Raw genomic sequence first — 15786 nt, forward strand, 5'->3', positions numbered from 1 at the left:
GAGACATGCCAACGATTGCTTATACGGGTTGCCGCACGACGGCTAAACGCAATGCACGAGGCCAGGGGATCGAAGTGTTCCTGCTCGACGGAGAAGGAAGGTGGACCCACCAGCAGAGCGTTGCGGGCATGGTCAATCCATCGTATCTGTTGGTCGACCAGGAGCGGCTTCGTCTTTTCTGCGTGCACGGCGATGAAAGCGAAGTCAGCGCATTTCGCATTGACGAGGCCAACGGTTCCCTGACCAGGCTAAATACCCAATCCACGCAAGGCACCAACCCGGTCCACCTATGCTTGACCCAGTCGGGCACCGACCTTGTGGTCGCAAACTATGCGAGCGGAACGGCCGTTGCCCTTCCTGTCATGGACGACGGCCATCTGGGTCCCGTCGCGAGCACCCTCCACTTCACAGGCCAACCCGGGCCGAACGCTGGTGAGCAGCGTGGTCCGCACCCCCACCAGGTATTGCGTTTGCCCGGTACAGACCGCTTTGTCTTCCCTGACAAGGGGACCGATGCCATTTGGTTCGCCGAGTTCGACGGCATCCGCGGAACTTGGCGGCAGGACTCCGTTCGTCGCGTTGCGGCTCGCCCGGGTGCCGGCCCCCGTCACGGGATCCTTCACCCATCTCGCCCATTGCTCTACATCGTCAACGAGCTGGACTCAACGCTGGCTACCTACCAGCTCGCTGAATCGGATTGCAAACTCGTTGGGATGTCGGACTTGCTGCCAAGCGGCTTTAAGGGACACAACCAGGCCGCAGGCATTGCTTTGAACCAAGCCGGCGATCACCTGTTTGTGAGCAACCGTGGGCACGAAACGCTTTCGACGTTGGCCATTGCCCCTGCGACCGGGATACCGCAATTGACGGGATGGGTGCCCTGCGACGGGAAGATTCCGAGATTCATCACTCTCGGTCCAGCGCAGGCCGGTCTCGTAGTCGCACATGAGGGATCGGACACCATCCGCATCTTTCCATTCCATGACGCGTCATGCCGAACCCCCTTGGGAGCGTCCCAGCAAGTAGCCAGCACCGGCAGCCCAACTTGCGTGGTTTTCGTGGCGCTCTGACGCACGTATCTCGGCAGGAGTACTCGATGCCTTCGCGCCTGACGAGATGACCGCGAAGTGACACCGTGGAACCGACGGCTCCGGCCATGAAGCGTCATCCCGTGTTGTAAGCGTCTAACACCCCCACCGCAGGCTTGGCTTCTCGATACCGTCTGATGTTATTTTGGCGGCGTTCCAGGCTCCGGCCTTGCCGGATTCAACGCAACGATCGACAGCAACCATCGAGGAGACGCCGTGAATCGCCACAAAGCGACCACGCTGAACTGGGCTGAAATTCGCAGCGATACCGCGGTCACGCGGCACTCGACGATGGTGGAGCTCGTGGGCTGGATGGTACCGCTCGATCCAGGCGTGGAGGCAGTCGACTACTTCTTGCTGGCCGCGGAGGAGCCTTGCTGCGGCAGTTGTCCGCCGTGTGACCCACTGACCAGCGTGGAAGTCTTCGCAAGTGGCAACCTGGCGCTTCACGCGGGATCTGTTCGTCTGCGCGGCCGCCTCGTGCGCCTGCACGATGATCCCTCTGGCTGGTGGTATCGGTTGGAAGATGCGGAGCTGGCGCTAACGCCCGACGCTGCCGCAACCTCCACGCTCAGGCCGAATCGGCGGGCGTTTCTGGCTCTGGGGGCTGCTTTGGGCCTCGCAGCCTGCGCCTCCGGTCGATCTTCAAACCAGTCCGGGCCGGGCGAATCCGATTCAACGCCGTGGCACCCATCGGCCGGTCTTGTCACGATTGATATGCACAGCCATGCGGGTCGCATAACGGTGTCGCGCGATCCCGCGATTGGCGCGCATCGTCCGTTCACACCAGTCAGCGCGCCAATGATCGCGGGTGGCATGAACGTCGTTTGTCTTGCGATCGTTACGGATACCCTTGTCACCCGTGTTTCCGCCGATCGTCGACGCTTCGAAGCGTGGCGCAAGCCGGAGCCTGGCGAGCTTTATAAGCTTTCCCAGGATGAATTCGCGCGCGCGAAGGCGCTTGTCGAGCATGAGCGGCTGAGCATCGTCACGCATGCGAGCGCACTGACGTCGGCCGACGCAAACGGACCTCGCGCGATCATTGCGGCAGAAGGCGCTGATTTCCTGGAAGGCAGACTTGAGCGTGTCGACGAAGCCTTTGCACTTCATAGTCTTCGGCACCTTCAGTTGACGCACTACCGGGTCAACGAACTCGGCGATATCCAGACTGAAGCCCCGGTTCATGGCGGCCTCAGTGATTTCGGCGCCGACGTGGTACGCCGCTGCAATGCGCTGGGCATCGTCGTCGACGTGGCACATGGAACCTTCGATCTTGTAAAGCGCGCGGCCGCGGTGACGACCAAGCCATTGGTCCTATCGCACACAGCGCTGGCCACGCGCGTCAATGGACGCAGTCGCCTGATTTCCGCCGATCATGCGCGGGCAGTCGCCGATACGGGCGGCGTGATTGGTGTGTGGCCAAACTCCAGTACGTTTCATGACCTGCAAGACATGGCACTTGGCTTCAAGCGCATGGCCGATGTAGTGGGTGTCGACCACGTAGGGTTGGGTACCGATATGCTCGGATTTATCTCCCCGCCTGTTTTCACCAGCTATACGCAATTGCCTTCGCTCGGCCGCGCCTTGCTGGCTGCCGGCTTTTCCCAGCCCGAAACGGAAAAGATTCTGGGCGGAAACTATCGGCGCGTCTTCGCGGCTACGGTGCGGAGCTAACCAGCATGTCGTAGTTCCGGCGCCTCCCATTGTCAGATTTCGCTGACAAACGGTCGCCATCAGGCGGCATAGGCTAACGCTTGCCGCCAGCCGCACCGCTCGGCGAAAGCATGTCGATCAGGGCTTGCATATAGCCGCGTACAAACTGGTCGGCACGCAGGCTGATGACCGCCAATGATTCGGGGAATATATCGGTCTCGATCATCGCCAGGTCAGTGTCCCTGTCTGGTTCCAGCGCCATCTGCTGAAGTACGGCAACGCCCAGGCCAGCGGCAACGTATGCCTTGACGACATTGGCATCGGTAGCCCTGACCACAACACGTGGGGAGAGCCCGTGGCGCTCGAACTCGCGTAGCACCTTCCAGCCTGAATTGAAGCGCTCGTCGTAGGCCACCAATGGGTATTGCGCGATGTCCTTGAGCGTGACCTTCTTCCGCCGCAATAGAGGATGGCCACGGGGCACGATCAGGCAACGGCGAATCGGATAGGCATCGAGCGTGACGATGCCCTCGGGCACGCTTTCTGGCAGCGTGGAGATGCCAAGGTCCACAGCGCCTTCGCTAACCCATCGCAGGATTTCCGTGGGTGTGCCCTGCGCCAGTTCCAGATCGACCTCCTGAAAGGCAGATCGGAATCGCTTGATCACATCGAGCAGCGCATACCGGGCATGGATGTGTGTAGTGCCGATACGCAGCGATCCGCTGTTCACCGTCTGGGCAGTACGCGCGAGATTTGACAACGCGCGCGTGTCATTCAGGACGCGCCTGGCAAGCGCCGCCGCTTCCTGTCCTGCATCGGTGAGGCCAACCAGCCGGTTTCCGCGCCGCACGAACAAATCGATACCGATCTCGTTCTCAAGCGCACGAATCAGCTTGCTGACCGCAGGCTGCGTGGTGTGCAGCGCTTCCGCCGCGCCCGAAACGCTCAGCTTGCGGTCAATCACGGCCTGGATGCAGCGAAGTTGTTGTAGCGTCATATCATGCCATTTTGGTAATGATTGTCTCCAAACATGTCATTTTACAGAATGGTTTGATCGACCCAGAATCACTGCTATCCCGTTTCATGACAGAGGCATCGGCAATGACCAGCAGTGTTTTCGACCAGGCCATTCAGCAGCACATGTGGAGCACAGACGAGATGCGCGCCGTATTCTCGGAAGAGAATCGGGTGCAGAAGTGGTTGGACTTCGAGGCAGCGCTGGCGCTGGAACAGGGAGAGCTGGAGATCATCCCAAAGGCCGCGGCACGGGAAATTGCCGCGCGGGCGCGTGTCGAACACCTCGACCTCGACCACCTTGCGATGGAAGCTCGCCGCATCAAGCATCCGTTGGTGCCGGCGGTGCGCGCTCTGCAGCGCTTGTGCGGCAGCGACGTGGGAGAGTTTGTGCATTTCGGCCCGACGTCTCAGGACGTGTACGACACCGGCATGATGTTGCAGGTCCGGGAAGCGCACCACGTGCTGACGCGAGACTTGGCCGCGGTGGCGCGCGTGCTGTACCAGCTTGCCGACACGCACAAGCGTACCCCGATGGCCGGCCGCACGCATTCGGTACAGGCTTTGCCCATCACCTTCGGCCATAAATGCGCGATATGGCTGGCGGAACTTGGCCGCCACAACGAGCGACTCATCGCGCTGGAGGCGCGTACCTTTGTCGGCCAGATGGTCGGAGCGGTTGGCACCAAGGCGTCTTTCGGCCCGCACGCCATCGAGCTGGAAAAGCGGGTCATGGCGCGCCTGGGATTGAATGTGGCGGAGATAAGCTGGCAGCCAGCGCGGGACCGCCTTGGCGAGTATGTCGGGGTGCTCGGACTGCTTGGCGCGACGCTGGGCAAGATCGCCAATGAGATCATGAACCTGGAATCCGACGAAGTTGGCGAAGTGGCCGAGCCTTTCCACGAAGGCAAGGTGGGCTCCTCCACCATGCCCCATAAACGCAACCCCGCGGTTGTAGAGACGGTCGTCACCCTGAGTCGCGCCATCCGCTACAGCGTGGCGATGATGCACGATGCGCAGATGGTTGAGCACGAACGCGATGTCGCCGCTGTGCGGATGGAGTGGAAAGCGATTCCCGAAGCCTGCATGATGACGGCGGCCATGCTGGACATGATGCATCAGGCGCTGTCCGGTCTGACGGTGAACACTGACAGGATGCGGGCCAACCTGGACCTGCTCGGTGGATTCCTGATGTCTGAGCGGGTGATGTTCGCGCTCGCCGAGAAAGTCGGCAAGCAAAGCGCGCATGAGTTGGTCTACGCCGCCTCCATGCAAGGCATGGAGGCTGGCATCACCTTCGAGCAGGCCCTGTTGCGCGACACCGCGGTCCGCGACGCACTGGATCCCTCGTCACTCAGGCAACTGCTGGACCCGTCCACGTATGTAGGGTTGGCGCCAGCAATCGTTGAAGCCGTCCTCGAAAGAACCCGCGCAAGCGGCTGGCTCAACTGATCGCACCAAAATCAAACATAAACGGAGACCACGCAATGTTGAAAGCCGCCAAACACCTGGGAAGACTTGTCGCAATGACGCTATGTGCAGCCGCCTCGGTGGCGCATGGCGCACAAGCCGACGCCTATCCAAGCAAGCCCGTTCGCGTGATCGTGCCGTATGCCGTTGGCGGCGGAGGCGATATCGTCGGGCGGCCGCTGGCTCAGTATCTTTCACAGCGTACCGGACAGCGTTTCATCATGGATAACCACGGCGGCGCAAACGGCAATATTGGTATGGACATGGTGGCGAAGGCGCCCAACGATGGCTATACCCTGGTACTGGCGCTGACTGCGCAACTCGCCGTCAACCAGAGCCTGTACCGCAAACTTCCGTACAGCCCCGTCAACGATTTCGAGCCAGTGTCCTTGCTGGCTTCGGCGCCATACTTCCTGGTGGTGCACCCATCGGTGCCGGCGCACAATCTGGATGAATTCATCAAGCTGGCCAAGGCCAATCCGCGCAAATACACGTATGGATCGTCGGGCAACGGCAGCGGTCCGCACCTGTCGATGGAATTGCTGAAATCAAAGGCGGGCATCGACCTCGTGCACGTTCCCTTCAAGGGCGCCGGGCCGGCCATGCCCGCACTGCTGGCCGGTCAGGTGAGCGCCATGTTTGCCAGCTATGGGCTTGCGGCGCAGCAGATCAAGGCAGGCAAGCTGCGGGTACTGGCCGTGTCGACCGCAAGTCGTGCAGCGTCGATGCCTGACGTTCCCACCATCGCCGAAGCCGGCGTGCCCGGCTACGATTCCAATGTGTGGTACGCGCTATTGGCGCCGCGCGGCACGCCGAAGCCGATCATTGCGCGCCTGAACAGCGAAATCGCCGCGCTGATCAAGAGTTCGGATCTGCGCCAGCGCTTTCTGACCGACGGCATCGTACCGGTCGGTTCCACACCGGAAGAACTGGGCGCCTATATCAAAACCGAGAGCGCCAAGTGGGGGGCCGTGGTGCAGCAGTCGGGCGCAACCATCGACTAATATGGCCCGTCGCTGTCAGTAGACGCGAGCGAATTCGCCGGAACATGGCGCACGCTCGCCGCGCAGCCGGCCTTTGTCACGCACCGCTACGGCAACAGCATCCGCATCGGTGCCAAAGCAGCCGGCCCGCTTCACGCCCGCGTTGCTGGATGTTCCGTGCCCGCACCGGGTGGCGGCCCGAGCCGTGCGGCGAATACCTGCCGGCAGATATCGAGGAAATCGCGACTCAGGATGTTGCCTTCGGCCTGCAGCGCAGTGGCCGCGATGACGGGCAGCCGAACATCGGGAATCAGCGGCACGGCGCGCAATCCCAAGGCCTCCGCACCCTGCGCGGTAGCCGCTTCGACGATGCCGACCCGCTTGCAGCGCGCGGCAAGCGCCATTACCGAGTGATAGGACAGCGCCTGCACGCTCGACTTCACGTCGATGCCGAGATCACGGCAGGTTTGCGCAAGCAGTCGCCCGATAGGATCGTCCGGGTCCGGGCCGATCAGCGCATGCTCGCCGAGAAAGGCCAGATCAATGGCATTGACCGGTGGCAGTACGCTGGGCGGGCCGATGCACATGAGCCGGCTCATTGCCAGCAGTTCCTCACGCACCGCTGGATGCGGCACGTTGTGGAACAGGATGCCGATGTCCGCGTCCAGCAGCGCGAGGTCCACCGCCGCCTGATCGGAGTAGATGGCGCGCACGGTGATGTGCGCGTTCGGATAGCGCAGCGTCATCTCGGCAACGGCATCCGCCACGAGTGTCTCTGCGAGCGCTGGCGCCGCGATGATGCGCAGGGTATCCGAACGCTCGCCACGCAGGTTCTCGGCCAGCTTGCGAATTGCACCGAGCTGCGTGTCGAGCTTTTCCATCTCCGGATACAGCTGCAGTGCCTCCCGCGTGGCGACAAGACGCCCGCGCACGCGCTGGAACAACGCGTAGCCGAGCTGCCGCTCAGCGCTATGCAGAATCTGTGTGACGGCCGGCTGGCTCAGGTTCAGCAGCTCGGCCGCCGCGCTGAGCGTGCCGGTGACGCGAATGGCATTGATGACCTCGATATGGCGCAGTCTCATCGGCACTTCTCCCAGTTGCGGCTTCGGTGACGACTATGCGCCTGCGCCACCTATGCCTTCTGCGGCAGCGCGCCATCCGCGGTCTCGTCCGCCGTATCGGCCATGTCGGCCGAAAATTTAGCACGTTGCCGGCGGAAGAAAACCAGACAGACAAGCGCTAGCGCCACGGTTGCCATCACGTAGTAGGCAGGAATCATCTTGCTCCCAGTCACCTTCGACAGCCATGCGCACGCCAGCAGCGACAGCCCCCCCACCACCGTGAAGTTGAGGTTGTGGATCAGCGCGAGGCCCGTGGTGCGCGTACCGTGCGGGAACAGCTCCGCGAGGAATGCCGGCATCGCCCCCTGGAACACCATCACGCAAGCGGTCAGCCCCGTCACGCAGATCACGTAGACCGGCACGGTCGGCACGTTCACCATCCAGAGAAACGCTGGCACGGTAAGTACCGCGGTCAGCAGCGTGCCGAGCGTGATCATGGCAAGCCGGCCATGACGATCGGACAGCGCGCCGAACACCGGTGGCAGGAGGATCTGCGCAAGGGCATAGCCCATCGCGCCATACATTCGAGTCCGCGACGGACAAGCCCAGTTCCTTCTGCGCATAGAGCGGGATATAGATGCCGAGCAGATAGTTGGTCGAGGCCGCCAGCGAGTACACGCCGATCGCGCACGCGATGCGCGCCTTCGCGGTGGCCAGCGTCGTACGTACTGGATTCGCTTCATGGCGTCCGTTCTTGAACTCCGGCGTCTCATCGACGCGGCGACGTAGCCAGTAGCCGAACGGCACGATCACGAGGCCAAGAATGAACGGCAGCCGCCACGCCCATGCAGCGATCTGCTCGCTTGGCACCGAAGCCGTCAGCACGTACGTCACCACGCTGGCCAAGCCCGTGGCCAGCCCGATTCCAACCACCTGAAAGCTGGCGAAGTAGCCACGCCGATGCCGGGGTGCATGCTCGGTGACGAACGACACCGATGTCCCGAACTCACCGCCCGCGGAAAAGCCCTGCAGGAACTTTCCAGCCACGAGCACGACCGTGCCCGCGAGGCCCCACGCGGCGTACGACGGCGCGAACGCGATCATCGCTGTGCCAACGCCCATCGCCCAGATGGTCAGCATCATGCCGGCCTTGCGCCCATGCCGATCGGCATAGCCACCGATGACGAGCGCGCCCAGCGGCCGCACGAAGTAGCTCACGCCAAAGGTGGCAAGCGTCACCAGCAGCGAAGTGTAGGGATCGGCCGTGGGAAAGAACACCCTGGCGATATAGACGGCAAGAAAGCCGTAGATGAAGAGGTCGTAGAACTCCAGCATGTTGCCGACGAGCGCCGAACCAATGACGCGGCGAAGGCGGCTGCGGGTAGCCTGATCGAGGGTATGTGTTTGCGACATGACGGACTCCGGTGTGTTCGACGGGGCCGCCATCAAGCGGTCAGGAAATCGAAAGCGGTCAGCGCGAAGGCTTCCGCGAGCGCGCGCAACTCGGTAATCGACACGTGTTCGTCGGGCGCGCCCATGTTGCGCGGCGTGAGCCCGCAGACGACGGTCGGTACACCCGCGCGGCGGTACAGCCGCGCATCGGAAGCGCCGACGCGCATGTTCACCACCGACGGCACGCCCGTGACCTCCTCGCAACAGCGCCGCAATGTCGTGACCACCGCATCCTCCGGTGACGTCCAGCTGGGTTCGTAGCGACGATCGATGATCGCTTCGACGCCGGGACACTTCTGCAGGATCTGCGCCAGCTCGTGCTCCACATCCGCCACGCTCGTCCCCACGGGCAACCGCAGATCCACGGTCGCCTCGGCTGCGTCCGCGACCAGATTGGGCAATCGACCGCCGTGAATCGTGCCGATGGTCATCGTGATCCGGCGCAGTACGTCGCTCTCGCCGGTCCCGGACAACGCTTCGGAAACCGCACTCGCCTCCCGGATCGCGGCCAGCACTGTCGGCGGCGCCGCCACCTGCATGTCACGCAGGCCCGTCATCGCATCGAGCGCACGCAGCAGCTTCTCGATCGCGCTATCGCCCTTGTGGACATGCGCTGCGTGCGCGGACTTGCCAGATGCACGCAGCGTCAGCCAGATCATGCCCTTCTCGCCGAAGCGCAGCACGCGCATCGAACCCGTGTCCGCGCTGATCATCGCGTCGCCGCGTGCGTGCGGCACGTGGTCGAGAAGGTACTGCGTGCCAGCGACGCCCATCGTCTCTTCATCGCCCACGAACGTGGCCACCACCTCGCCGCGCCACGCATGCCGGCAGTTGGCGAGCTGTCGCATCGCAACAAGAATGGCCGCGATGCCGCCCTTCATATCCGACACGCCCAGACCGAAGAGATCGCCGCCGCGCACCTCGCCGCCGGGGTCAGCGCTCCACGCCTCGGCATTGACGAGCGGAAACGTATCCATATGTCCATTGAAGACCAGCGTGGGGCCCGGTCCGTTACCCTTGAGCCGCAGCACAAGGTTCATCACGTGCGGCAAGGTGCCGTAGCGCTCCACGTCCAAGCCGGGAATATCCGCGGCAATGGTCGCGATGGCATCGGCCATCGCGTGCGTGTCGCCCGGCGGGCATGCGCTGGGTATCGCCACAAGGCGGCGGGCGATGTCGATGGCATCGACCGAAGCAGCGCGTGCGGCAGATGCTAGCCGTGCACGCGCATCGTGCGGGTCCGCTGCTGCCGGGTTGGCCGAAGCCGAGGTGTCGAGGGTGTCTTGCATGGCGAATGGACGGAGTCGAAAGGGGGATCGGTATGTGCCGCGTCTCGTCGATGACGATTGCGTGAACCCATCTTCGACGCCGTAAGGGGCGCCGTCCAATTAGCAAGTCACACGTGCCTATAAGAGAAATTAGACCTCCGCACCCTCCTGGCGCATGCCGCACCGCACCAATGACGGGCGTGCGCCACAATAGGGAAGGCAGGACGGCCTTTGCCGCGGATGAAGGACTTGCACGAATATTTCGAAGGCACGATGGCTTCGATCGCGGCGGTCATGCGCGGCGCGTGCTGGGGCATTGCCAACGACCTACGATGTGGCATGGGCCCCGACGTCAAGGATCATTGGGCAGGCCACGGCCAGTTGCCGTCATTCCCGGCAATCGTCAATGACCGCAATGGATTTGAACGCAGCCCGTCAGCGGCCGGACGAAGCCCGACCCTTGCATGCCGATGGCAGCGGAAATCGAAGTACGAACTCTCAGCCGGAGGTCACGCCTTGTGCTTCGGGAACAGAAGCTCGAATTCCGTGAATTCATACTCCACGGACTGGCAGGAAATCGAAGCGCCCCAACTGCGCAAGACGTCCCTGCAAAACGCCAGCCCGATTCCTGTCCCCCGGTGCGCGGGATAGGAAAAAAACGGCTGGAACATGCGGGCCAGAATATGCGCGGGGACACCTGGCCCCGTATCCCGAAACAGGACATAGACCTCGTTGTCCCGCACCTCGCAGCGAATCAGAATCTTGCCCTTGCCTGCCCGCTTGATCGCCTCAAGCGCATTCTTGGTCAGATTGGTGATCACCAGCTCGAATAGCTGGGCGTTACCCAGCACGTGGAGCGGTGCCGACGCTTCGATGGTGACGATATCCTGATGCGCGGGTTCGAACGGAAACCGGTCAATACTCTCCCGAACGGAGTGCACCAGGTCGAATACATCCTGTTTGGCCGCCTTCGGGTCTTTGGAATTCGCAACAAGCAAATCGATGCTGCTACTGACATGCGCAAGATCGGCCTGCAAGCGGTCAATGGCCTGCAGAAGACCTTCACGATGCGCTGCCTGCGCGTCCAGCGCCGCCGGCAACCTGCCTTTTAGTCCCGCAACGGTCATCGTCAGACTCATCAGCGGCGTGCGTAGTTCGTGCGCGACCGTTGCCAGGGCGACGGCCATCCCCCGCCGCTTTTCTTCGACCAGCAACTGACGGTCCAGCTTGATCACGACAAGCACGGCGATGACGAACGCAATGATCGGCAGTTGCAAAAGCAACGGTTGCCAGGGAATACCCGCAATGGAGTGACCGGCCACCACAAACAATGCAAATGCGCCGGCCGCTCCCGATAGCAAGGCAATCGTCGCGAACGCCGAACTGAAGTGGTATAGGACCACCACCGCGATGATGACCGACTCTGCCCATACCAGAGAGCCATTGTTCTCCAGGTAGAAGAAGATAAAAGCGAACGGCATCCCGACGGTAATGGCAAACAGCGCATAGGCCGAGAGCCATCGCTTTTGCGACAGCGCGGACGCGAACAACAGCGGCACAAACAGCGCCGTGCAGATCAGCCGGAGCCACAGGTTCTCGTAAGCCTGGGGAAAAACATAGGACCAGATGACGTAGTAAAGCGGGTGGCCAATCACCCCAAGCGCACCCACCATCTGGATGCGACGCAGGCGCACGACGCTTTCCTCGTCGAGCAACGTCGTCCTGGAGGCCGTCTCAAATACGGCACGCCGGGCATCCCTGACGAGTCGAACCCACAACGATTCGCCCCCTGCCTGCTCTTGCATGGCTTCCATCTCGAGCTTCTGACCCCTGGAAGTTTACGGCGCTGAGCTGCCTATTGAATGGGTATGGCCGCGATGCGCGCGGCGTGTCGATGACCACTCCGCCAGCCTGACCTCGTCCCGAATCTTCGCAAGAACATCGATCAGCCGGTCCATATCGGAGGGGGTGAGTTTCGCATGCAGCGTAAGGCGCATCAATGCCCTATTTTTGGGGGTAGCAGGCGAGCAAAAAACGGCACCGAAGATGCCATGCCGTTGCAGAGCGTTGCGCAGAACCATGACCTGGGGTTCCGTGCCGGCCTCCAGCCCGATGATCTGCTCGCTCCCGTCGCTGATGTTGTAGCCAAGCTCGGTGATGGCCGCGCGCGTGGTCCGGGTAATGGCATGCAGGCGCTCCCTGCGATCGTCCGCGCGCGCGATGAAATCCGTCGCGGCATCGAACCAGGCGATTTCATGGCGCAGCAGACCAGAGCTGAAGATGGCCGGGCGCGCCTCCACCGCAAAGAAATCCTTGAATCTGGTGGAACAGGCCACAAACCCCGCGCGGCCGGCGAACGCCTTGGCCAGCGACGCTGTCCGGAAGTGGACGCGCTCCGAGAGCCGGAGCGCCGGGACAAGCCCTCCTCCCGCCGGGCCATGCGTGCCCAAGGAATGTGACTCATCAACCACCAGAACACTACCCGTCGCTTCCGCCATCTGAACATACGCTTCCAGCGGCGCCACGCTGCCCGTGGTGCTATAGACGGAATCCACCATGATGACGCCCGGACCCAGACGCTCGATCTGGCGTGCGGCATGGGCGAAGTCGTTGTGGCGGACCGGCACGGCCTGTGCCCCCGCCGCGCTGATGCCTTCCCACAGGGAGGCATGACCGTTCATGTCGATGTAGACCGGCACTCCCGGCCCCGCAATGCACTGCACCAATCCGACGTTGGCCGCCCATCCCGACTGGGCGATCAGGCCATCTTCCGCCTGCATCAGCGTGGCGAGCTTTCGTTCGACCTGCTGTTGTGGCGTGTCGCCGTGCCGGAAAACCGAAGACATCAGCAGCTCCGGCGCCTCGTCAGTTAGCGCCCGCGCCTGCGCCTGAACCAGCGCCGATTCGCCCAGCAGGCATAGATAGTCGTTACTGCTCAGGTGCAAGGCGTCTGGCCCCGGGACGCGGCCGTGCAGCAGGTGATCCCCTCCCCAGAGCTTTTCCATTCTGTCGACAAAATGGGCAGCCATCCGATCCGAAATCCAGGCCGGTAATGGCGCGGACTGAATACGACTGACAGATTTTGTCGGTTGGGAATGAAGATTGGCGGGCGACATCGGTTCTCCTCCAAAGAATTAAGCGCCAAAATCAAAAAAAGGGATTGATTCGAAAGCTCTAGGTCCGCATTGGGAAGCCGCTCGCGTTGCAGGCCGCGCGGGCAAGCGTAGGCTAAGCCAAAGCCTGTCGGGGACGCCAACTGGCCGCTCGCCACCGTTCGCGCAGACTACACCGGCACGCTGCCATTCTTCGGCTCTCGTTCGAAGTACGGCACGGCAATGCATGACAGTTTGCGTCATCCATTCGACGCCAATAGGAAAACGCCCGCGCCGTTACTGAAGACGCATGAACGACTGCATTGGGCATGAGAAATTTATGCCAGCACCCATGCCGGGACGACGCGATATACGAGGCGGAATTACGAAATCGTGCGCGCGTGAAATGCAAATTCCCGCGGAGGTATTGGTCGGCAGGCGCTTTCTGGAGAGCGAGCTTGCGCAAGCATTGGCGCCCTCTTCGTCTTAGGGAGTCTGAAAGTTTTCAGGCGCTACAGGCCCACTGGGCCGTTTGGGAAAATCTGTCCGTCAGCTAAGCATGGATACGACAGCATCGCGCATCCACCGATGCGACAGCGACGCGTCCCAGCGCGAATGCCATGCAATCGAGTACATGCGATTCGGCAATTCGGCGGGCAATTCCAGCATGCTTAGGTCGAACTGGTTTGCCAGAATCCTCGCGACGCGCACCGGCAGCGTTATTGCTGCGTTGCTGTCGCGCATGGCGAACGGCGCCAGGGACAGGGTCGAAACGTACATCGGGAATTTACGTTTCGGCAATCCATGCTTCTTGAGCAAGTTGTCGACGTCGTTGTCCCGGCCAAGCATGTTGATCGTGCTGATAAACCGCATCTCGGGCAGATCGGCCAGTTCCAGCCGTTTTTCGGCAAGCGGATGATCACGCCGCACCAGGCATACGCGCCGCTCTTCGAACAGCGGGAGGAACGTCACGTTGCGCGCCTGGCGGTCGAAGCGACCGATTGCGATGTCAATGGCACCGGCCTCCAGATCTTCGACGGGCGTGACGTCCCCATAGGCCGGGAAAAAATACGCACCTGCGTTGGGCGCCGCGGCTTCCAGGAACTTGTGCAGTAACGGGGCCAGCAAGAGTTCGATGGCACTCGTCGTACCGATCTTGAATACCTGCGTTGACTCGGACGGGCGGAAGCCCCCGCCCTCCTCTAGCGCGTGGTCAACGGCTTCGAGGGCGCGCCTGACCGTGTCGCGGAGATTGCGCGCCAGCTCGGTGGGCTCCAGTCTTCCCCGGACCCTGACAAACAGCGGGTCGGACAACTCTTCGCGTAACCGGGCGAGATCCCGGCTCACGCCCGGCTGCGTGCGCGCCAGCTTTTCCGCGGTCTTGGTGACGCTTCCCGTTTCCATCAGGGATTCGAAAACCACCAGCAGATTCAGGTCGAAGCGTCGGAGCGACAGGAGATTCATGTTTCGGTCTGGGGGATGGCCGGCGGCCGTACGCATCTGCATCTGCATTTGCCAGGCGGCGCGGCTTCGGGGCGAATGACAGCATACCAATTACGGTATGTCATAGCGCATAAATATGATGAAAAGTTGAGGTTGCCCGGGTCCATACTTCTCGCACAAGCAGGCGTTGCAGATCGCAGCAGCCTGAATTGCGGAGACTGAAGATGAAGCATGTTTTCCTGGCACTGACGTGCTGCAGTGCCGCGGCCGCCACCTGTCTGGCCCCCACCGCGTTCGCTCAGGACACCTTCCCGGCCAAGCCGATCCGGCTGGTGGTGCCGCTCCCGCCGGGCGGCGGTGCGGACGGCCTTGCGCGCATCTGGGGCGATTACGTGGCCCGGCATCTGGGTGCGACCGTCGTGGTGGAAAACCGCGCCGGCGCGAATGGCTCGATTGCGGCGGCTTACGTTGCCACCCAGCCAGCAGACGGCTACACGATCCTGCTTGGCACCCAGTCCAATCTCGCGCTCAACCGATTCTCGTTTGGCAAGCTGAACTACGATCCCGACCAGGGCTTCGCCGGCATCGGCATTCTTGCCAGCACGCCGCAAGTCTTGCTGGCCAGCAACGCGGTTCCGGCCAACAACGTCGCCGACCTGATCCGTCTGGCAAAGGCATCGCCGGGCAAGTACTCCTACAGCACGGCGGGAAAAGGCAACTCGACCCACCTGAACATGGAGATATTCGCCAGGCACGCAGGCGTGGATCTTCTGAACGTTCCCTACAAGGGCAGCGCCGCGGCCTTGCTGGCCGTGGTGGGTGGCGAAACCCAGTTGACCAGCGCAGTGGTCTTCTCCGCCATCCCGTTCGTCAAGGAAAAGAAGGTCAAGCCGCTGGTCGTATTTGCGGACAAGCGCGTGCCCGAGATGCCCGACGTCCCCACGCAAGCGGAAATCGGCATTCCCAAGTCACTGGGCGGTGGCTGGTACGCCCTGGTGGCGCCGAAGGGCACACCGGACGCCGTCATCCAAAAGCTCAATGTGGCCACCGCGAAGATGTGGGCGGACCCCGAATCGCGGCAAAAGCTGGGCAGGATCTACATGACCGAGCCCGCCGACAAGACGACATCCGCCGTGGCGAAAGCCACCCGCCAGGACACCGAGCAGTGGGGCCCGCTGGTCAAATCGCTGAATCTGGCCGCGCAGTAAGCCCTCGTTCCGGGCAAGTCTTCTCGCCCCTCTGATAACTGCTGGATGAAGGAA

General features: G+C 62.2%; 12 protein-coding genes and 1 pseudogene. 5 read left to right on the plus strand and 8 right to left on the minus strand.

Annotated features, from left to right (window positions below; genetic code table 11):
- Positions 1 to 5 precede the first annotated feature (5 nt).
- Together AC3FLX_RS12220 and AC3FLX_RS12225 are read left to right on the plus strand one after the other, a co-directional pair.
- Positions 6 to 1070 carry a lactonase family protein gene (locus AC3FLX_RS12220; RefSeq protein ID WP_488696814.1) on the plus strand — a complete coding sequence of 355 codons (1065 nt, stop codon included), beginning with the start codon at positions 6 to 8 and terminating at the stop codon, positions 1068 to 1070.
- A gap of 309 nt (positions 1071 to 1379) precedes the next feature.
- Positions 1380 to 2762: a dipeptidase gene (locus tag AC3FLX_RS12225; protein ID WP_488696815.1), complete on the plus strand. Its 1383-nt coding sequence runs from the start codon at positions 1380 to 1382 to the stop codon at positions 2760 to 2762.
- A gap of 73 nt (positions 2763 to 2835) precedes the next feature.
- Here AC3FLX_RS12225 and AC3FLX_RS12230 read toward each other — a convergent pair whose 3' ends face one another.
- Positions 2836 to 3738: a LysR substrate-binding domain-containing protein gene (locus AC3FLX_RS12230; RefSeq protein WP_488696817.1), complete on the minus strand. Its 903-nt coding sequence runs from the start codon at positions 3736 to 3738 to the stop codon at positions 2836 to 2838.
- A 104-nt stretch (positions 3739 to 3842) separates the two neighbouring features.
- Between AC3FLX_RS12230 and purB the strand changes: the two genes are divergently transcribed.
- Both purB and AC3FLX_RS12240 read left to right on the plus strand, forming a co-directional pair.
- Positions 3843 to 5207 (plus strand): adenylosuccinate lyase, encoded by a 1365-nt coding sequence (gene purB, locus AC3FLX_RS12235; RefSeq protein ID WP_488697336.1) that lies wholly within the window; start codon positions 3843 to 3845, stop codon positions 5205 to 5207.
- A gap of 74 nt (positions 5208 to 5281) precedes the next feature.
- The gene (locus AC3FLX_RS12240; protein WP_488696819.1) at positions 5282 to 6229 is read left to right on the plus strand and encodes a Bug family tripartite tricarboxylate transporter substrate binding protein; all 948 of its coding nucleotides are present in this window, start codon (positions 5282 to 5284) and stop codon (positions 6227 to 6229) included.
- Positions 6230 to 6360: 131 nt separating this feature from the next.
- Here the strand turns inward: AC3FLX_RS12240 and AC3FLX_RS12245 are convergent, their stop codons facing one another.
- The 7 genes and pseudogenes from AC3FLX_RS12245 to AC3FLX_RS12275 form a co-directional block, all read right to left on the minus strand.
- Positions 6361 to 7290 carry a LysR family transcriptional regulator gene (locus AC3FLX_RS12245; protein WP_488696821.1) on the minus strand — a complete coding sequence of 310 codons (930 nt, stop codon included), beginning with the start codon at positions 7288 to 7290 and terminating at the stop codon, positions 6361 to 6363.
- Between the two features lie 50 nt (positions 7291 to 7340).
- Positions 7341 to 7892, minus strand: coding sequence for an MFS transporter (locus AC3FLX_RS12250; RefSeq protein ID WP_488697338.1), 552 nt, complete (start codon positions 7890 to 7892; stop codon positions 7341 to 7343).
- Positions 7876 to 8715 (minus strand): annotated as a pseudogene (locus AC3FLX_RS12255) (MFS transporter); the annotation flags it as partial. The pseudogene AC3FLX_RS12255 and the gene AC3FLX_RS12250, both read right to left, overlap by 17 nt.
- On the minus strand, positions 8715 to 10010 hold the full coding sequence (locus tag AC3FLX_RS12260) for a M20/M25/M40 family metallo-hydrolase (RefSeq protein ID WP_488696823.1): 1296 nt from the start codon (positions 10008 to 10010) through the stop codon (positions 8715 to 8717). The gene AC3FLX_RS12260 and the pseudogene AC3FLX_RS12255, both read right to left, overlap by 1 nt.
- 488 nt (positions 10011 to 10498) lie before the next feature.
- Positions 10499 to 11803 carry a sensor histidine kinase gene (locus AC3FLX_RS12265; RefSeq protein WP_488696825.1) on the minus strand — a complete coding sequence of 435 codons (1305 nt, stop codon included), beginning with the start codon at positions 11801 to 11803 and terminating at the stop codon, positions 10499 to 10501.
- Positions 11804 to 11827: 24 nt separating this feature from the next.
- Positions 11828 to 13105: an alpha-hydroxyketone-type quorum-sensing autoinducer synthase gene (gene cqsA, locus AC3FLX_RS12270; protein WP_488696826.1), complete on the minus strand. Its 1278-nt coding sequence runs from the start codon at positions 13103 to 13105 to the stop codon at positions 11828 to 11830.
- Positions 13106 to 13630: 525 nt separating this feature from the next.
- A complete protein-coding gene (locus tag AC3FLX_RS12275; RefSeq protein ID WP_488696827.1) occupies positions 13631 to 14545 on the minus strand; it encodes a LysR family transcriptional regulator in 915 nt (304 codons plus the stop codon).
- Positions 14546 to 14748: 203 nt separating this feature from the next.
- Between AC3FLX_RS12275 and AC3FLX_RS12280 the strand changes: the two genes are divergently transcribed.
- On the plus strand, positions 14749 to 15732 hold the full coding sequence (locus AC3FLX_RS12280) for a Bug family tripartite tricarboxylate transporter substrate binding protein (protein WP_488696829.1): 984 nt from the start codon (positions 14749 to 14751) through the stop codon (positions 15730 to 15732).
- Positions 15733 to 15786: the final 54 nt, after the last annotated feature.

It is taken from the genome of Cupriavidus sp. 291-E7 (genome assembly GCF_057798835.1).